The organism is Kaistia defluvii (genome assembly GCF_026343955.1).
In the GTDB taxonomy this organism is placed as follows: domain Bacteria; phylum Pseudomonadota; class Alphaproteobacteria; order Rhizobiales; family Kaistiaceae; genus Kaistia; species Kaistia defluvii.
In genome coordinates this window covers 164,737-184,230 of the sequence record NZ_JAPKNI010000001.1, presented here as the reverse complement: position 1 = coordinate 184,230, position 19,494 = coordinate 164,737, and the positions used below count along the sequence as shown (strand labels likewise).

Genomic DNA, 19,494 nt, shown 5'->3' with positions numbered 1-19,494 from the left:
GTCATGAAAATGCCCCGCGACATTGGGCCCGTCCATTTCGTCGGCATCGGCGGCATCGGCATGAGCGGCATCGCCGAAGTGCTGGTCAATCTCGGCTACCGGGTCCAGGGCTCGGATACGGCGGAGAACGCCAATGTCCAGCGCCTGAAGGCGAAGGGCGTCACGGTCGCCGTCGGTCATGATGCCGCCAATCTGGGCGACGCGCGCGTCGTCGTCGTTTCCTCGGCCATCAAGGCCAGCAATCCCGAGCTGAAGGCGGCTCGCGAGCGGCTGCTGCCGGTCGTGCGCCGCGCCGAGATGCTGGCCGAGCTGATGCGGCTGAAGAGCGCCATCGCCATTGCCGGCACCCATGGCAAGACCACGACGACCTCGATGGTGGCAGCCCTGCTCGACGCCGGCGGGTTCGATCCGACGGTCATCAATGGCGGCATCATCAACGCCTACGGCACCAATGCGCGCATGGGCGCCAGCGACTGGGTCGTCGTCGAGGCGGACGAGAGCGACGGCACCTTCGTCAAGCTGCCGGCCGACGTGGCGCTCGTCACCAACATCGATCCCGAGCACCTCGATCACTACGGCACCTTCGACAAGGCGCGCGACGCCTACAAGCAGTTCATCGAGAACATCCCGTTCTACGGCTTCGCCGTGATGTGCCTCGACCATCCGGAAGTGCAGTCGCTGATCGGAAAGATCGAGGACCGGCGCATCATCACCTATGGCGCCAACCCGCAGGCGGACATCCGCTACAGCGAACTGCGCAACGATTCCGGCAAGTCGATCTTCACCGCCAGCATCCGCGACCGCGTCACGGGCAATACCGACGAACTGGTCGACCTGGTCCTGCCGATGCCGGGCGAGCACAATGTGCAGAACGCGACCGGCGCCATCGCCATCGCGCATCACCTCGGTATCTCGAACGAGGCGATCCGCGCCGGCCTCGCCGCGTTCGGCGGGGTGAAGCGCCGCTTCACCCATACGGGCTCCTGGAACGGCGTCGAGGTGTTCGACGATTATGGCCACCACCCCGTCGAGATCGCCGCCGTGCTCAAGGCGGCCCGTGCGTCGACCCGGGGACGGGTGATCGCCGTGGTGCAGCCGCACCGCTATACGCGCCTGCGCGATCTCTTCGACGGGTTCTGCTCCTGCTTCAACGACGCCGATACGGTGTTCGTCGCGCCGGTCTATGCGGCGGGCGAAGCGCCGATCGACGGCATCGATAGCGATCATCTGGTCGAGGGACTGCTCGTGCGCGGTCATCGCGATGCGCGGGCGCTGGCGGGACCGCAGGCCCTGGCTCCGGAAGTCGCCGCAATCGCCAGGCCGGGCGATTTCGTCGTCTGCCTCGGCGCCGGCTCGATCACCAGCTGGGCCTATGCCCTGCCGGGCGAACTCGAGGCGCAATCCGCGATCGCCTAACCGTCCCGGCATCCGATGCCGGCTGTTGTCTGGCTGTCATATTGAATCCGTAAAGCACCCCGGTTGTCAGACCGGGGGCTTTGACGTGATCAGGAAATTCTCTTCCGTAAGCTGGATGGTGCTCGCCGCGACCGGCGTGCTCTCCACCATGTCCAATGCCGCGTATGGCGCGGACACGACCGTGGTCGCCGGAACGCCGCGCACCACCGCGCTGACCATGGCCGGAGCCGACACGCTGACGGTGGAGAGCGGCGGCAGCTTCCAGACCAGCTCGACCGCCGTCACCATCAACGGCGCCTCGACAACCCTGTCGATCGACAATGCCGGCACGATCAAGTCGACTGGCAACCGCGCCATCCGACTGAATGACAACACCGCCAACAACAGCCATTCGCTGACGCTGACCAACCGCGCGACCGGCCGGATCGAGAGCAACGGCGACGACACGCTCCAGATCAGCAACCCACTCTATGGCGGTACGGTGCTGGTCGAGAATTACGGCACGATCACCTCGACGGCGAGCCGCGCGATCAACCTGAACGCGGCGACCGGCGGCACGATCACCATCAACAATTACGCGGCGGGCGTGATCAGCGCCGCCACGGGCGCCGATGTGATGCGACCCGGCGAGAACGCCACGATCAGCAATTCCGGCACGATCCAGTCCACAGCGAACGCCAACAGCTTCAACGGCGATGGCATCGACTTCCAGGACAAGGGCGGCGGCACCGTCAACAACTTCGCCGGGGGGCTGATCGAGGGCTCGAAGCACGGCATTACCGGCGATCTCGGCGCCTCGGTCGTCAACGAGGCCGGCGCGACGATCCGCGGCCGCAACGGCTCCGGCATCAATTTCGACACCTCGGGCTCGGCGACGCCGGTGTCGATTGTCAACCGCGGCCTGATTTCCGGCGAGGCGCAGGTCACGAGCTCGCCCGATACGGATGGCGACGGCGTCGATGTCGATGGCCTCGTCACGATCGAGAATTACGGCACGATCCAGGCGTTGGGCGCCCGGGGCTTCAAGGACGGGGTCCTCACCGACCCCAACATCTCCGACGCCGTCTCGATCGGCGGCGGCACGATCAACAACTATGCCGACGGCGTCATCCACAGCGTCCAGCGCGGCATCCTCGTCGATGACAGCGAGGGGGGCGCGGCCTTTGCGGCGACCTCGATCTACAATGAAGGCGAGATCTCCAGCGACATCGGCCAGGCGATCACCCTGACCGGCGAATGGAACGACAGGCTCGTCAACAAGGGCGATATCGTCGGCGACGTGCGGCTGGGCGGCGGCAATGATGCCGTCACGCTCTATGCAGGGCAGTCGATCGACGGGTTGCTCGACGGAGAGACGGGCTCGAATTCGCTGACCCTGGCCGACTACGGCACGTCGACGGTCGGCTCGCTCGACAACTTCCAGACCCTGAACGCCTCCATTGCCGGCAATGGCGATCATGGCCAGCTCAATGTCGACGGCGTTGCCACGCTGGATGGCGGCACCATCGCCCTGACGACGGAGAAGGGCCCCTATACGCTCGGCAGCCGCTACACGCTGATCAACGCCACCGGCGGCATCGAGGGCACGCGCTTCGACACGCTGACCGTCAGTTCCGATTTCCTGTTCATTGATCCGACGCTGGGCGGCGACGCCAACACGGTCTCGGTGACGCTCGATCGCAACGATGTCGCCTTTGCCAGCGTGGCGGAATCCGCCAATCAGCGCGCCGTTGCCAACGCCATCGACGCCGCCAACGGCAATGGCGAGATCTATCGCTGGGTGTTCGGCGCCGAGGATCCGGCGGCGCTGGCGAATTCCTTCGCGCTGCTCGATGGCGAGGTCCACGCCGATGTCACCGGCGCGCTGGCGCAGCAATCCATGCAGGCGGAACTCGCGATCCTCTCGCGCCTGTCGCGGATCGGCGCCGCCAGGGCGCCGGCGAATTCCGCGGCTCCGCTGGCTTATGGCGAGGAGCCGAAAGGGAAGGGCAATTCGGCCTTCGGCGCGCTGACGCCGGCCGACATGGGCTATTCCGCCTGGACGCAGGCCTTCGGCGCCTGGACCTCGACCGATGGCGTTGGCAACGCGGCGGGCGTCGATACCAGTCTGGGCGGCGTGCTGGTCGGCGCCGACCTGACCGGCGAAGGCTACACGCTGGGCCTCGCCGGCGGCTACAGCCGCGGTTCCACCGATGTCGACGGCCGCGCGTCCTCGGCCGACATCGATACCGGCCTGCTGGCGCTCTATGGCGGCGCGCGCTTCGACCAGTTCCGCCTGCGCGGCGGCGCCTCGATCGCCTGGAGCTCGATCGACACCAAGCGCACGACCGTCCTGGGCGATCTCGTCGAGCGGCCGGAGGCGTCCTATGACGCGACCACGGCCAATCTCTTTGCCGAGCTCGGCTACGAGAGCCAGTTCGGCGCGTCGACGCTCGAGCCCTTCGCCGGCATCGGCTGGGTGAAGGTCGACGCCGATGGCTTCACGGAGACCAACGCGCCGGTAACGGGCCTGGGCTCCGACGGCGCCTCGTTCGACACGCCCTACACGACGCTCGGTGTCCGGGCCTCGACCGAGATGGTGGTCGGAGGCGTCAAGGTGGCGCCGCGCGGCATGCTGGGCTGGCGCCATGCCTTCCAGGATATCCCCGAAGCCGCGCTTGCCTTCAGCGGCGCCGGCACCGGCTTTACCGTCGATGGCGCGCCGATCGCCCGTGACAGCCTGTTGCTGGAAGCCGGTCTCGACGTCGCCGTGAATGCCAACGTCAATCTCGGACTGACCTATGCGGGTTCGTTCGGCGACGGCTCCACGTCGAACGCCGTGAAGCTCAATGGCGAGATCCGGTTCTGACGCGACCGATTGACTCAGTCGGCAGGGCGGCCCCGCAAAGGGCCGCCTTTTTCACGTTCACGATCTCGGTTGGTTAACGCTTCTTTACCATTTTTCGTAGATATTCCGACCATACGATTCGGTGGAAGGAATGCGTTTTGGCGAAGCATGTCGCCGTCCTGATGGGCGGGTGGTCCAGTGAACGGCCGGTGTCGCTCAATTCGGGGAATGGCTGCGCCGATGCGTTGGAGCAGGCCGGCTACCGGGTCACGCGCGTCGACGTGCAGCGGGACATCGCCGAGGTCCTGGCGAAGCTGAAACCCGACGTCGCCTTCAATGCGCTGCACGGCCCGTTCGGCGAGGATGGCGCGATCCAGGGCGTGCTCGAGATCCTCGGCATCCCCTATACGCATTCCGGCGTGCTCGCCTCGGCCCTCGCGATGAACAAGGCGCGCGCCAAGGACGTCATGCAGGCCGCCGGAATTCCGGTCGCCGACTCGCTGCTCATCCACCGCCTGGAAGCGGCCCGCGCCCATGCGATGGAGCCGCCCTATGTCGTCAAGCCGGTTGCGGAAGGATCGAGCTTCGGCGTGCTGATCGTCCGCGAGGACGCGATTAACCCGCCTCAACAATTATTTGCGGATGACTGGGCCTTCGGCGAGACCGTTATGGTCGAGCGTTACGTCGGAGGACGCGAGCTCACCTGCGGCGTTCGAGGCGATGAAGCCTTTGATATCATTGAGCTCGTGACGGCCGAGGGCGGCTGGTACGACTATGATTCCAAGTATTCCGAGAACGGCGCGCGCCACGTTATTCCGGCGCCGCTTTCACCAAATATTTACCAAAGTATACAGAATCTAGCGGTACGGGCGCATCGGGCTCTCGGGTGTCGCGGCATCAGCCGGGCCGACTTCCGATACGACGATGGCCCGGGCGGCACGGGGCAGCTGGTCTGCCTCGAAGTGAATACCCAGCCGGGCATGACGGCGACGTCGCTGGTCCCGGATATGGCGCGCTACGCGGGAATTGATTTCCCGGCTTTGGTGAGTTGGATGGTGGAGGACGCGTCTTGCGGCAGATAAGCCCGAGAACCGGCAGGGAAACGGCAGGCGATGCGCCGGCAACGGAGATGGCCGCTGGCCTGAAACTGTCGCCCTGGCTGCGTCGGCGGATCCGTGCCTTCTCGCGCATCGATTGGCGCGTGCCGCGCCACGCCGGTCTCAAGGGTACGGCGCTGCTGTTCGCGGCGACGGGCCTTGCCGGGATCATCTCCGCCGACCGCGTCGGCGAGACCGTGACCTGGCTGAGCTCGGTTTCGGGCCTCGCGATCGAGTCCGTCCGCATCACCGGCCAGACCGAGACCTCCGAGATCGCGGTGCTGAACCGTCTCGAGCTGCCGCCGCAGGCGTCGCTGGCAACCTTCGACCTGGCGGCCGCGCGGGAACGCGTCGAGACTCTGCCCTGGGTCGAGACTGCGACCCTGCGCAAGATCTACCCGGCGACCCTCAAGATCACCATCGACGAGCGCAAGCCCTACGTCATGTGGCAGCGCGACCAGACCGTCTCGGTCATCGACGAGTCCGGCCGCGTCATCGGCGACGCATCCGAGGTCCACTACCAGGACCTGATCCGCGTCGTGGGGCAGGGCGCCGACAAGCGCGCCGGCGAGGCCATCGCGCTTGCCGATACCGCTTCCTCGATCCGCTCGCGCCTGCGCGCCGCCGTGCTGATCTCGGAGCGCCGCTGGAACCTGATGCTCGACAATGGCGTGACGCTGATGCTGCCGCAGGACAAGCCCGAGGCCGCGCTCGCCCTCGTCGCCCAGCTCGACGCCAGGGACGGCCTGCTGTCGAAGGATATCGTCAGCATCGATCTCCGTCTCGCCGACCGCATGTTCGTGCGCATGACGCCGGAAGCGGCCGCGCGCCGCACGGTCGCCATCAAGGAACGCGAGAAGCTCGCCAAGCGTAAGGGAGCGAGCACCTGATGTCCCTTTTTGTGTCATCCGACAGCCGCATGCGTCCTCTGCCCGCCAAGAAGAGCACGGTCGTCTCGATTCTCGATATCGGATCCTCGAAGATCTGCTGCCTGATCGCCCGGCTGAAGCCGCGCGAGGTCGGCGACGTCCTGCCCGGCCGCACCCATGCGGTCGAGGTTCTCGGCATCGGCCATCAGCGTTCGCGCGGCATCAAGTCGGGCGTCGTCGTCGATCTCGACAAGGCCGAGCAGGCGATTCGCCTGGCCGTGGATGCTGCCGAGCGCATGGCCGGCGTGACCGTCGAGTCGCTGATCGTGAATGTCTCCTGTGGCCGTCTGGCGAGCGAGGCGTTTTCGGCCAGCGTCGCCCTGGCCGGCCATGAAGTGGTCGAGGCGGATATCAAGCGGGTTCTGGCCGCCGGTCGCGAACACTCCGTCACGGAGGATCGCGCGGTCATCCATTCCCTGCCGATCGGCTATGCGATCGACGGCAATGGCGGCATCCGTGATCCGCGCGGCATGCTGGGCGAGCGTCTCGGCGTCGACATGCATGTCGTCACCGGCGAGAACGCGCCGCTGCGCAATCTGGAACTCGCCATCGGCCGCTGCCACCTCTCGGTCGAGGCGATGGTTGCCACGCCCTATGCTTCCGGCCTTTCGGCGCTTGTCGATGACGAGACGGAACTGGGGGTTGCCTGCGTCGATCTCGGCGGCGGCACCACGACGATCTCCGTCTTCATGGACGGACAGTTCGTGCATGCCGACGCGATCGCCATCGGCGGGCAGCATGTCACCACCGACATCGCGCGCGGTCTGTCGACCCGGATCGACGATGCCGAGCGGCTGAAGACCATGCATGGCAGCGCGCTGCCGAGCGTGTCGGACGATCGCGATATCCTCTCGGTGCCGCCTATCGGCGACGACGACCGCGACCTGCCGAACCAGATCCCGCGCTCGGCGCTGACGCGCATCATCCGCGCGCGCATCGAAGAAATCCTGGAGCTCGTCCGTGACCGGCTGAATGCCTCCGGCTTCCAGACCATGGTTGGCCGGCGCATCGTCCTGACCGGCGGCGCCAGCCAGTTGACAGGGATCACCGAGGCGGCGCGGCGGATTCTTGCCCGCAATGTCCGGCTCGGTCGTCCGCTCGGCGTAACGGGTCTGCCGGAAGCGGCGCGTGGCCCGGCCTTCTCGGCCGCGGTGGGTCTCCTGATCTATCCGCAGGTCGCGCAGATCGAGCAGGTATCGGGGATGCGGGGGCATCGATTGGCCATGACCGGAACGGGTGGGTATTTCTCCCGCTTCGGTCACTGGTTTCGTGAAAGTTTCTAAGAAGCAACAAGATGGGGCGCCCGCGGCGGGGCGTTTCAGTTTGACGGAAATATGGTCGGGGAACGCCACCGGCTTAGGGGTCAAGACGACGAGGTCACCATGACGATCAACCTGAAGATGCCGGATATTACTGAGCTGAAGCCCAAGATCACGGTCTTTGGCGTCGGCGGCGCGGGTGGCAACGCCGTCAACAACATGATTCGCTCGGGCCTCGAAGGGGTCGAGTTCGTGTGCGCCAACACGGACAGCCAGGCCCTGATGTCGGCTCGCGCCGAGCGCCTGATCCAGATGGGCGTCGCCGTCACCGAGGGTCTCGGCGCCGGTTCGATGCCGGATGTCGGCCGGGCCGCCGCCGAAGAGGTCATCGACGAGATCAACGACCATCTCGCCGGCTCGCATATGGTGTTCGTCACCGCCGGCATGGGCGGCGGCACGGGCACGGGCGCGGCTCCGGTCATCGCCCGGACGGCCCGTTCGCACGGTATACTGACCGTCGGTGTGGTGACCAAGCCCTTCCAGTTCGAAGGTGCCCGCCGGATGCGCGTTGCCGAAGCCGGCATCAAGGAACTGCAGGAGAGCGTCGACACGCTCATCGTCATTCCGAACCAGAACCTGTTCCGTATCGCCAACGAGAAGACGACCTTCGCCGACGCCTTCGCGATGGCCGACCAGGTCCTCTATTCGGGCGTCGCCTGCATCACCGACCTGATGGTCAAGGAAGGCCTGATCAATCTCGACTTCGCCGACGTCCGTTCGGTGATGCGCGAGATGGGCAAGGCGATGATGGGCACCGGCGAAGCCTCCGGCGATCGCCGCGCGATCATGGCTGCCGAGGCGGCAATCGCCAATCCGCTGCTCGACGAGACCTCGATGCACGGCGCCCGCGGCCTGCTGATCTCGATCACCGGCGGCCGTGACCTGACGCTGTTCGAAGTCGACGAAGCCGCGACCCGTATCCGCGAGGAAGTCGATCCCGACGCGAACATCATCCTGGGCGCGACGTTCGAGGAAAGCCTCGAGGGCGTGATCCGCGTGTCGGTCGTCGCGACCGGCATCGAGTCGGACGCCAAGGACGAAGTCTCGCCGGGCGACCTGCGCACGCAGGACATGGCTGCCCGCATGAAGGCCGCCGCCCAGCAGGCGGCTCCGCAGGCTCCGGCTCAGACGCGTCCCTCGGTCCAGACCGAATCGCGCGCGCCGCAGCCCCAGGCTCCCGCCTTCCGCCCCGCCGTACCCCAGCAGGCTCCCGTGCAGCAGCACGCGCCGGCTCAAAATCCGGTGCGGGATCCTGGAGTGACCATCGCTCCGATGGCGCCCCCGGCCGTCTCCTATGCCGAGGCCGAACTCGACCATGAGTTCGACATGATGCCGGCTCCCGTCCGGGACGATCACGTTCCGGCCCCGCAGCCCTTCATCCCGCCGGCAGCCGAAGCTCCGTCCGCTTCCCGGATGCCGCGGGTCGAGGACTTCCCGGTCGTCGCCCAGCGCGAGATGCAGGCCCAGCGCGCTGAGCCCCAGCAGCCGGTCGAGGAAGATCGCGGCCCGATGAGCCTTCTGCGCCGCCTGGCGCATGTAGGTCTTGGCCGCCGGGAAGAGGAAGCCGCACCGCAGGTGAACCGCCAGCAGCCGGCCCCGCAGCAGCGCGCGCCCCAGCAGGGCAGCCCGCAGCAGCCGGTCCGCCAGCCGCAGGCGCCGCAGGCCGGCTACGCCGCCGCCCCGCGCCAGCCGCAGCAGGCCCAGCCGCCGCGTGCCCCGCAGCAGGCGCAGCCGGACTATCGCCCGCGTCAGGCAGAGCTCGACCAGCATGGTCGCGTGATGCCGCGCAGCGAGGATGACCAGCTCGAAATCCCGGCTTTCCTCCGCCGCCAGGCGAACTAAGCCGCGACAAAAGAAAGATCGAGGCCCGGCACTGGAGACAGCGCTGGGCCTCTTTTATTCAGGGTCCGTAAGCCACGTTACAGAAGGTTAGAAAGAGTGATTTGTTGACCGCCCGGTCGACGCTCTATCTAGGCATCACAACATGCTGACGAATCTGGTGATTCCTGGTTGGCCGTTAACCTGGTCCAGGGATCAGACAGATGCGGAACAGCAGGGGGCGGACCACAGAGCAGTCGCAGATTTTGACAAGCTCTCTCGGGGCGATTTGATGGCTAAACGACAAGGCCTGCACCAGACCACTCTGCGCGACCGCGTGGTGGTTTCTGGAATTGGCGTTCATAGCGGCAAGCCCGTGGCGATGTCCCTCAATCCGGCCGAGGCCGATACGGGCATTGTATTCCACCGTATCGATGCCGGCGCCGGTCATCCGATCCATGCGCGGATCGAACACCTGCATGCCACCGATTCCTGCACCACCGTTGCGTTTGCCGGCGTCTCGGTGGCGACGATCGAACATCTGCTGGCGACGTTCAACGGCCTCGGTGTCGACAATGTCGTCGTCGAGATCGACGCCGCCGAAGTGCCGATGATGGATGGCAGCGCCGCCGCCTTCGTCGACCTGATCGACCAGACCGAGATCGTCACGCTTTCCGCACCGCGCCGCTTCGTCAAGGTTCTGAAGCCGGTCCGCATTGAGCATGCCGGCGGCTTTTCCGAATTGCTGCCGTTCGATGGCCGTCGCTTCGAGATCGATATCGATTTCGAATCGCCGCTGATCGGCCGTCAGGCGTTCGTCGTCGACCTCGATCCCGCCGTGTTCCGCCGTGATCTCGCCCGTGCCCGGACGTTCGGCTTCCTGAAGGATGTCGAGTTCTACTGGTCGCGTGGCCTTGCCCTCGGCTCCTCGCTCGACAACACGGTCGTGCTGGGCGACGACAAGGTGATCAATCCGGAGGGACTCCGCTTCGCCGATGAGTTCGTGCGCCACAAGACGCTCGACGCCGTCGGTGATCTGGCTCTGGCCGGCGCGCCGATCCTGGGCGCCTACCGCTCCTATCGTGGCGGCCATCGGATGAACGCCAAGATCGTCGAGACGCTGCTGGCTGATTCGGACGCCTGGACCTATGTCGAGGCTCCTTTGGCGCCGAAGCGCGACATCGTCCACGACCAGATGACCGTCCGCTTGCCCGCGGCGGCCTTTGGACCGGACAAGTCCTAAGCTGCAAAAGCAGCAAATTCCGCACAGATCGGATATTTCTGTCACCCCTCGCATCTCCGCCACGAAATTGCGGCAATGGGTTGCGAGGGCTGGTGGCGTCATCGTGCCGTTTCCGATACAGAAGCTGCACCGCTTTGCCCCATCGAAAGAGGCGATGCCGGCTCACGCCGGTTCGATGTGTGAATGAACGAAGTTAGCTCGATCCGCCCGTCGACCTTTGCCACTTTTGGCCGGTTCGGCTCCGTCACCCTGCGTGCCGCCGCGCTTTGCGCGCTCGTGGCCGTGGCCGGTTGCTCCCTGACCAAGGACGACGACACTGTAGACGAGCCCGATATCCCGGCTGGCCAGATGTACAATCAGGGCCTGACCCTGATGCAGAATGGCAAGCTCAAGGCTGCCGCGAAGCAGTTCGAGCAGGTCGATCAGCAGCATCCCTATACGGAATGGGCGCGCAAGGCGCTGATCATGACGGCGTTCACGAATTACCGTCTCGGCAATTATGACGACGCCGTCAACGCGTCGCGCCGCTACATCTCGCTCTATCCGTCGAGCCCGGATGCGGGCTATGCGCAGTACATTATCGGCCAGTCCTACTTCAAGCAGATCCCGGAAGTGACGCGCGACCAGGATGCGACGAAGAAGGCGATCGCCGCCATGCAGGAGGTGGTCGACAAGTACCCGACCTCCGAATATGTCGACGACGCCCAGAAGGCGATCGTCGTGGCGCGCGACCAGCTGGCCGGCAAGGAGATGCAGGTCGGTCGCTATTATCTCGAGCGCAAGGAATATCCGGCCGCAATCAACCGCTTCAAGCTGGTCGTGACCGAGTACGCGAACACCCGTCACGTCGAGGAAGCGCTCTATCGCCTGACCGCCGCCTATTACGCGATGGGCATCGTTCCGGAAGCGCAGACCGCCGCTGCCGTTCTCGGGCACAATTTCCCGAATTCGCAGTGGTACAAGGACGCCTATTCGCTTCTCCAGACGGGCGGTGTGTCGCCGTCGGAGAGCAAGGGCTCCTGGATCAGCCGCGCCTTCCGTTCCGTCACGGGCTAGCAGGGGACAGGGCGCGCCATGCTCGCCGCGCTCGCAATCCGCGACATCGTTCTCATCGATCGGCTCGAGATCGACTTCTCGCGCGGTCTCACGGTGCTCACCGGCGAGACTGGCGCGGGCAAGTCGATCCTGCTCGATGCGCTCTCGCTCGCGCTTGGCGGGCGAGGGGACGGGGCCCTGGTTCGCCAGGGCGCCAGCCAGGGCCAGGTGACGGCCGTCTTCGACGTCCCGTCCGGCCATCCCGCGCGCACGCTGCTTGGCAGCAACTCCATCGATCATGACGGCGACATCATCCTTCGGCGGGTGCAGACCGGCGACGGGCGGACCCGTGCCTTCGTCAACGACCAGCCGGTCAGCGTGGCGCTGCTGCGCGACGTCGGCGCGTCGCTGGTGGAGATCCACGGCCAGCATGACGACCGCGCGCTGATCGACCCGGCGATCCATCGCCGTCTGCTCGACGCGTTTGGCGGGCTCGATCCCGAGGCCGCAGCGGTCGCCGAGGCATTCCGGACCTGGCGGGCTGCCGAGAGCGAGGTCGCGGCCCTGCGCCGGCGGATCGCTTCGGCGCGGTCGGAAGGCGACTATCTCCGTGCTTCGGTCGAGGAACTCTCCAAGCTCGCGCCGCAACCCGGCGAGGAGACGGAACTCGCCCAGCGCCGTCACACCATGATGCAGGCGGAGAAGATCGCGGGCGATCTCTCCGATGCGCATGACACGATCGCTGGCCACACCTCGCCGATCCCCAACCTTGCCAGCCTCGCGCGCCGGCTGGAGCGCAAGCGCGACCAAGCTGGCGGCCTGCTCGACGGCGTCGTCGAGGCGATCGACAGCGCCATCAACGCGCTGGAAGAGGCGGAGACGATCCTCACGCGCTCGATGCGCGACAGCGAATTCGATCCGAAGGAGCTGGAGCGCACCGAAGAGCGCCTGTTCGCGCTGCGCGGCGCGGCCCGCAAGCATGATGTCGCGGTGGAAAATCTCGCCGCCCTGCGTGACCGCATGGTGGCGGATCTCGCCGCGCTGGATTCGGGCGAGGAGCGGCTCGCGGCGCTGGAGGCGGCTGCCGAGGCGGCCGGCCGGACCTATGATGCGCTGGCCGCTGCCCTGTCCGCCCGTCGTCGCGCCGTCGCCGAAGAACTCGAGACGCGCGTGGCGGAGGAACTGCCGGCGCTGAAGCTCGAACGCGCGGCCTTCATCGTCTCGATCGAGACGGATGCGGAAGAGCGCAGCGACGCCGGCATCGATATCGTCAATTTCTTCGTCCGCACCAATCCGGGCACCCGCCCGGGACCGATGATGAAGGTCGCCTCGGGTGGCGAGCTCTCGCGCTTCCTGCTGGCGATCAAGGTGGCGCTGGCGGATCGCGGCTCGGCGCCGACCCTTGTCTTCGACGAAATCGACACGGGCGTCGGTGGCGCGGTGGCCGAGGCGATCGGCAGGCGGCTCGCGCGCCTGGCCGAGCGCGTGCAGGTGCTTTCCGTCACCCATGCGCCGCAGGTTGCGGCGCGGGCCGGCAGTCACCTTCGCATCGCCAAGGATGGCGTGGCCGGCGAGGACCGCGTGGCAACCGGCGTGACGCCGCTGCTCGGCGAGGAGCGGCGCGAGGAAATCGCGCGCATGCTGGCCGGCAGCGTCATCACCGACGCCGCGCGGGCTGCGGCCCAGCAACTCATTCACGGCAACGCCTGATCGGAACGTCGGCCGGGCGACCCGGCGCTATCCGCGCCGCCCGGACTTGGTCGATCAGTGCAGGGGACGGATGTTCTGGTTCACCCGGAACAGGTTGTCCGGGTCGTATTTCGACTTCACCGCGATCAGGCGATCGTAGTTGGCGCCATAGGCCGCCTTCAGCCGGGCGTCACCTTCGTCATCCATCATGAAGTTCACATAGCCGCCATCCTTGTTGTGCGGATGCACCGCCTGCCAGTAGCTCTTGGTCCAGCGGCTGATCGGCCCGGCCTGTTGCGGGTTGGGGTCGATGCCGGCGATCACCATCGACCAGCGGGCGTCGCGGGCGCTCCAGGCCGTCTCGTCCTTGCCGACCCGGTGTACGGCGCCATCGATCGGATAGAGATGCATCAGCGACAGCATGCTCGGGGTGTTCGCCGCCTGCTTGAGGTGCGCGTCGATCGCCGCATCGGTCAGTTCGCCGACGAAATCGCCCTTCCAGTACCACTGCATGCCGGTCGGCATCAGCGGGTCGAAAAGGCTCTGCAGCGCCGGGAAGGGCATCATGCTCATCCAGTTGACGAGCGGCGGCGGTACGCCTTCGAGGAACGGCTTCATGGCCGCCTCGCCTTCCTCCTGCGGGCCGTTATAGCAGGAGATCAGCGCGCAGATGCGCTTGCCCCAATGCTCGCGCGGGAAGGGGTCTGCGGAGGGCATGGTCTTGAGGCCGAAGAAGGCGCCAAGCCGTTCGGGCGCTGATGGCAGCTTGTCGCGATAGCGCCGCATGACGTCGGCCGCGTCCTTCTGATCCCAGAAGATGGGGCCGCCATAGACCATGTTCACGGGGTGGGCCTTGAACAGGAAGCTGGTCACGACGCCGAAATTGCCGCCGCCACCCCGCAAGGCCCAGAACAGGTCGGGTCGCTCGGATTTGTTGGCGGTGACGAAGCTCCCATCGGCCAGCACGACGTCAGCCTCGAGCAGATTGTCGATGGTGAGGCCGAACTGGCGGGTCAGGTAGCCAGTCCCGCCGCCGAGCGTTAGCCCGGCAATGCCGGTGGTCGAGACGATCCCGGCCGGGACGGCGAGGCCGAAGGCGTGCGTCGCGTGGTCGACATCACCCTGCGTACAGCCGGGGCCGACCCGAACCGTCGCGGTTTCCGGATCGATCCGGACTCCCTTCATCTGGGACAGGTCGATGACCAGACCATCATCGCAGCTGGCGAGACCGGGTCCATTGTGGCCGCCGCCGCGTATGGCGATCAGCAATTTGTGATCGCGACCGAAGTTGACGGCCTCGATCACATCGGCGACGTCGCTGCAGCGAGCGATCATCCGCGGCTTCTTGTCGATCATTCCGTTATAGAGCTTGCGGGCTTCGTCGTATTCGGGACTGTCGCGGTCGATCACCCGTCCACGAATCCTGCCCGAGAGTTCAGCGGCTTCCTGGTTACGCATGGCATTACCTCCACTGGTCTACGTCTTCCGCGCCGGGAGTGCCCACCTCATGGTACGACAATGCGCCTCTGACGGCCATATCGTTCCACGCGCGTCCCATCCTGCTGCACCACCTCTCACCCGGCCCGGGCCGGGACACTCTCTCGCCGGTTCCGGTCAAGGATCCCTAATCATAAGGTTGCCTTTGGAGTGAGGATGGACTAGGAAGGGGCTTGATCTCGCGTCTCCTGTGACCAGCGTCACGGCCACGCCATATATTTCCGCCTAGTTGAATACCCTCGCAAGGATCGCTTCAGGCCAGCGCCCGCTGCCTGCGGCGTTTCCTTGCCCTCGCGCAGGCCATTTCGCCTGGCGATGTCCCGTTTGGAAACTCGCTATGTCCGTTTTGTCCGTGGGCGCTTCCGAGCACCCGGCCCGTGAGCCGTCTTTCGCAGAATTCGTCGTGATCATCGCCTTCATGATGGCGCTCGGCTCGATGTCGATCGACAATCTGCTGCCCGCCTTCGGCCACATCCAGCGCGATTTCGGCCTCACCTCGGCGAACGAGGTGCAGCTGATCCTGAGCGTCTACATGGCCGGGTTCGCCATCATGCAGCTGTTCTACGGGCCCGCGTCCGACATCATCGGCCGCCGTCCGACGCTGATGATCGGGCTCGTGGTCTTCTCGATCGGCAGCGTGATCGCGCTGTTCGCGCCGAATTTCGAGCTGATGCTGGTGGGGCGTCTTGTCCAGGGAATGGGCGCGGCGGCGACGCGCATTCTGTCGGTCGCGATCGTGCGCGACCGGTATGAGGGCCGCGAAATGGCGCGGGTGATGTCGTTCACGATGATGATCTTCATCATCGTGCCGGTGTTCGCGCCGGCGATCGGCAGCCTGTTCCTGCTGTTCGGCTCCTGGCACGCGATCTTCGTCAGCATGCTGGTTATGGCCGTGGGCATCGCCATCTGGTTCGGCCGCCGCATGCCGGAAACGCTGCATCCCGAATACCGGATGCCGTTTTCCGTCTCGCGGATCGGCAACGGCATGAAGCGCTGCCTGCACGAGCGCGCGACGGTCGGCTATTCGACGGCGATCGGCCTGATGTTCGGCGGCCTGATGGCCTATATCGCGTCGTCGCAGCAGATCTTCGAGACGGAAGTCTATGGTCTCGGCACCGTCTTCCCGCTGGTGTTCGGCATGATCGCGGCGGTGATGGGGCTTGCCTCCTTCGTCAATATCCGGCTCGTCCGCCGGCTTGGCATGCGCCGTATTTCGCATGCCGGCGTCTGCGGCCATGTGCTGATGTCGCTGGTCATGGTCGGCATGGCCTACTGGTTCGACGGCAAGCCGCCGCTGATCCTATTCGCTCTCAACCTTGCCGCCTGCCAGTTCCTGTTCAGCCTGACGATGCCGAACTTCAACACGATGGCGATGGAGCCGCTCGGCGAGATCGCCGGCACGGCCTCGTCGATGATCGGCTTCTACACGACGATCCTCGGCACCATCGTCGGCACGATCATCGGCCAGGCCTTCAACGGCACGGTTCTGCCGCTGGCGACGGGCTTCCTGCTCACCGGCGTGCTGAGCCTGGTCGTGGTGATCTGGACGGAGCGGGGGCGGCTGTTCGCGCCGCATCATCCCGATCCGGCGGCCGTGATCGACGTCGCCCATTGATGCCGTCTGGCAAGGGACTGTTGGCGAAAGCCAATCCCCCTTGCGAGCCCACCGGCGGCGCGGCATAGCTTTTCCCTGAATGGGAGTTCTGCCATGCCGTCGGATAGCCTGCGCGACATACCGGTCGAAACGCTGAAGCCGGATCAGGCGTTCGAGGAGCATGCGCGCCTCAGCACCGAGATCGCCGAAAACGACATCCGCTATCATCAGGAAGACGCGCCGACGATCTCGGATGCGGACTATGACGCGCTGCGTCGGCGCCTCATCGCCATCGAGGGCCGCTTCCCGGAGCTCATCTCGGCAGCCAGCACGTCGGTGGGTGCCGCGCCTTCCGCGAAGTTCGCCAAGGTTCCGCATGTCGTGCCGATGCTGTCGCTCGACAACGCCTTCGACGATCAGGACGTCATCGACTTCATCGACCGCGCCCGGCGGTTCCTGAAGATCGACGCGACCGATGCGATCCCCTTCACCGCCGAGCCGAAGATCGACGGGCTGTCCCTGTCGCTGCGCTATGAGGGTGGCAAGCTGGTCACGGCGGCGACGCGCGGCGATGGCTTCGAGGGCGAGAACGTCACCGCCAATGCCCGCACCATCGCCGATATCCCGAACCGGCTTCCCGCCGGTGTCCCCGAGATCGTCGAGATCCGCGGCGAGTGCTACATGGCCCATGCCGATTTCCAGGCGCTGAACGCGCGCATGGCGGCGGCGGGCGGCGGCAAGACCTTTGCCAATCCGCGCAATGCGGCGGCGGGCTCGCTGCGCCAGCTCGATTCCAAGATCACCGCTTCGCGGCCGCTGCGCTTCTTCGCCTATGCCTGGGGCGAGATGAGCGCCATGCCGGCCGAGACGCAGATGGGCATGGTCGAGGCCTTCGCCGCCTGGGGACTGCCGACCAACCCGCGCATGACGCTCTGCACCAGCTTCGAGCAGGCGCTCGCCTTCTATCACGGGCTGGAAATGGATCGCGCCGGGCTCGGCTACGACATTGACGGCGTCGTCTACAAGGTGAACGCGCTCGCGCTGCAGAACCGCCTCGGCTTCGTCTCGCGCAGCCCGCGCTGGGCGATCGCGCACAAGTTCGCGGCCGAGCAGGCGGTGACCGTCCTGAACGGCATCGACATCCAGGTCGGCCGCACCGGCGCGCTGACCCCGGTGGCGAAGCTGGAGCCGATCACGGTCGGCGGCGTCGTGGTCGCCAACGCGACCCTGCACAACGAGGATTACATCAAGGGCATTGGCGGCGACGGATTGCCGATCCGCGACGGCGTCGACATCCGCGTCGGCGACACGGTGGTGATCCAGCGCGCCGGCGACGTCATCCCGCAGATCGTCTCGGTCGTGCTGGAGAAGCGGCCGGCCGATGCCGTGCCCTATCAATTTCCGACGGTTTGCCCGGTCTGCGGCAGCCATGCGGTGCGCGAGGAGGACGAGGCGGTCCGACGCTGCACCGGCGGCCTGATCTGCGCCGCGCAGGCGGTCGAGCGCATCCGCCACTTCGTCTCGCGCAACGCCTTCGATATCGAGGGGCTCGGCGAGAAGCAGGTCCAGGCCTTCTACGAATGGGGGCTGATCAAGGAGCCGGCTGACATCTTCACGCTGGAGGCGCGCGACGCGGGCCAGCTGCAGCGATTGAAGAACCGCGATGGCTATGGCGAAACCTCTGCCCGCAACCTGTTCGCCGCGATCAACGAGCGGCGCAGCATCGCGCTCAATCGTTTCATCTTCGCGCTCGGCATCCGCCATGTCGGCGAAACCAATGCCAAGCGCTTTGCCCGCCATTTCGGCACGGTCGAGGCGTTTCGCGATACGGCGCTGGCGGCCCGGCCGCCGGGACCGGATCTTCTGAAGGGCAATGACGCCTGGGTCGAGATGATCGGGATCGAAGGCGTCGGGAGCGTCGTCGCCGAGGCCGTGGTCGACTTCTTCGACGAGCCGCACAATCGCGATGCCTTCGCCCGCCTCCTGGAGCAGGTGACGCCGCAGCCGCTGGAAGCCGCCAGGACCGACAGTCCCGTCGCCGGCAAGACGGTCGTCTTTACGGGTACGCTGGTACGGATGACCCGTGAGGAGGCCAAGGCGATGGCCGAGCGCCTGGGCGCGAAGGTGGCGGGCTCGGTATCGAAGAAGACGGATCTGCTGGTCGCGGGGCCCGGCGCCGGGTCGAAGCTCAAATCCGCCGCCGAGAATGGCGTCGAGGTGATCGACGAGGACGGCTGGTTCTCCCTGGTCGGGGCCGACTGAACCCGCAAAAAAGAGGCCCGCCCTTGCGGGCAGGCCTCTGATCCTGCGTGTTCTCGGGTCTTACGGCGTCGCAGGAGCCGTTTCGGGTGCCGGCGTTGCCGGGGCTGGCGTCGCGGGGGCCGGGGTCGCCGGGGCCGGGGTGGTTGCTGCCGGCGGAGTCATCGGATCCGCGGCCGGGACGGTGGCGTCCGGGGTTGCGGGAGTGGATGTCACGCTGGACGATTCCTGCTCCGCGGCAGTCTTGAATTCCGGTGCCGCGTTGAGCTCATCCTTGGTCGTCTTGAGGATCAGCTTCTGGGTGTTGTCGGTCTTCACCCGCTCGAGGGTATTCGGGGATACCGCGACGTCCTTGCGGCCGATTCCGAGGAAGCCGCCGACGCCGATCACCACGGCTTTCACCTGGCCATCGTCGGTCGCGAGAATATCGACGATCTTGCCGAGGTTTTCGTCGGTGCCGCTATAGACGGTCGATCCCATCAGCGTCGAGGCGAGCCAGTCCGTGCTGCCATCCTCGAACACGATGAAGCGTCCGGCCGGCGCGCCGGCTTCGGTTGTGGTCGCTGCCGGGGTCGTGGTGGCAGGCGTGGTTGCGTCCTGCGCCAGCGCGGGGCCAGCAGCAAGGAGAGCGACCAGGGCGGTTGTCGGAAATAGCATCTTCATGGTCGTAACTCCGTGTTTTATCTAGCCAATTGAGCTTGGGCTCGACCGGACAACGGAGTGCGACGGGTCACGTTCCATCACGAAGCCTGTCACAATGACATGTTTCGT

13 protein-coding genes are annotated in these 19,494 nt (G+C 66.1%); 11 read left to right on the top strand and 2 right to left on the bottom strand.

Features of this window, described 5'->3' with window-relative positions; genetic code table 11:
- Window positions 1-3: 3 nt before the first annotated feature.
- The 9 genes from murC to recN all read left to right on the top strand — a co-directional run bounded on the left by murC (window position 4) and on the right by recN (window position 13,394).
- On the top strand, window positions 4-1,416 hold the full coding sequence (gene murC, locus OSH10_RS00835) for a UDP-N-acetylmuramate--L-alanine ligase (protein WP_266329554.1): 1,413 nt from the start codon (window positions 4-6) through the stop codon (window positions 1,414-1,416).
- 85 nt (window positions 1,417-1,501) lie between these two features.
- Window positions 1,502-4,264, top strand: a complete 2,763-nt coding sequence (locus tag OSH10_RS00830) for an autotransporter outer membrane beta-barrel domain-containing protein (protein WP_266329553.1) — start codon at window positions 1,502-1,504, stop codon at window positions 4,262-4,264.
- A gap of 137 nt (window positions 4,265-4,401) precedes the next feature.
- Entirely contained in the window at window positions 4,402-5,325 is a 924-nt protein-coding gene (locus OSH10_RS00825; RefSeq protein WP_266329552.1) for a D-alanine--D-alanine ligase, read from the top strand.
- 47 nt (window positions 5,326-5,372) lie between these two features.
- Entirely contained in the window at window positions 5,373-6,230 is an 858-nt protein-coding gene (locus OSH10_RS00820; RefSeq protein WP_266329551.1) for a cell division protein FtsQ/DivIB, read from the top strand.
- Window positions 6,231-6,259: 29 nt separating this feature from the next.
- Entirely contained in the window at window positions 6,260-7,552 is a 1,293-nt protein-coding gene (gene ftsA / locus OSH10_RS00815) for a cell division protein FtsA (protein ID WP_407660645.1), read from the top strand.
- A gap of 99 nt (window positions 7,553-7,651) precedes the next feature.
- Window positions 7,652-9,430, top strand: a complete 1,779-nt coding sequence (gene ftsZ, locus OSH10_RS00810; protein WP_266329549.1) for a cell division protein FtsZ — start codon at window positions 7,652-7,654, stop codon at window positions 9,428-9,430.
- Between the two features lie 268 nt (window positions 9,431-9,698).
- Window positions 9,699-10,649 (top strand): UDP-3-O-acyl-N-acetylglucosamine deacetylase, encoded by a 951-nt coding sequence (gene lpxC / locus OSH10_RS00805; protein ID WP_266329547.1) that lies wholly within the window; start codon window positions 9,699-9,701, stop codon window positions 10,647-10,649.
- Window positions 10,650-10,832: 183 nt separating this feature from the next.
- The gene (locus OSH10_RS00800) at window positions 10,833-11,705 is read left to right on the top strand and encodes an outer membrane protein assembly factor BamD (protein ID WP_266329546.1); all 873 of its coding nucleotides are present in this window, start codon (window positions 10,833-10,835) and stop codon (window positions 11,703-11,705) included.
- A gap of 18 nt (window positions 11,706-11,723) precedes the next feature.
- Complete coding sequence (recN, locus tag OSH10_RS00795) at window positions 11,724-13,394, top strand: DNA repair protein RecN (RefSeq protein WP_266329545.1); 1,671 nt, start codon at window positions 11,724-11,726, stop codon at window positions 13,392-13,394.
- A gap of 54 nt (window positions 13,395-13,448) precedes the next feature.
- Here the strand turns inward: recN and OSH10_RS00790 are convergent, their stop codons facing one another.
- Window positions 13,449-14,831, bottom strand: coding sequence for an FAD-binding oxidoreductase (locus tag OSH10_RS00790; protein ID WP_266329544.1), 1,383 nt, complete (start codon window positions 14,829-14,831; stop codon window positions 13,449-13,451).
- Between the two features lie 376 nt (window positions 14,832-15,207).
- On the opposite strand from OSH10_RS00790, the gene OSH10_RS00785 reads away from it, so the two are divergent.
- Entirely contained in the window at window positions 15,208-16,485 is a 1,278-nt protein-coding gene (locus tag OSH10_RS00785) for a multidrug effflux MFS transporter (protein WP_266329543.1), read from the top strand.
- A 93-nt stretch (window positions 16,486-16,578) separates the two neighbouring features.
- Complete coding sequence (ligA, locus tag OSH10_RS00780) at window positions 16,579-18,726, top strand: NAD-dependent DNA ligase LigA (RefSeq protein ID WP_266329542.1); 2,148 nt, start codon at window positions 16,579-16,581, stop codon at window positions 18,724-18,726.
- Window positions 18,727-18,786: 60 nt separating this feature from the next.
- On the opposite strand, the gene OSH10_RS00775 is transcribed toward ligA, so the two are convergent.
- Window positions 18,787-19,386: a PRC-barrel domain-containing protein gene (locus OSH10_RS00775; protein WP_266329541.1), complete on the bottom strand. Its 600-nt coding sequence runs from the start codon at window positions 19,384-19,386 to the stop codon at window positions 18,787-18,789.
- Window positions 19,387-19,494 lie beyond the last annotated feature (108 nt).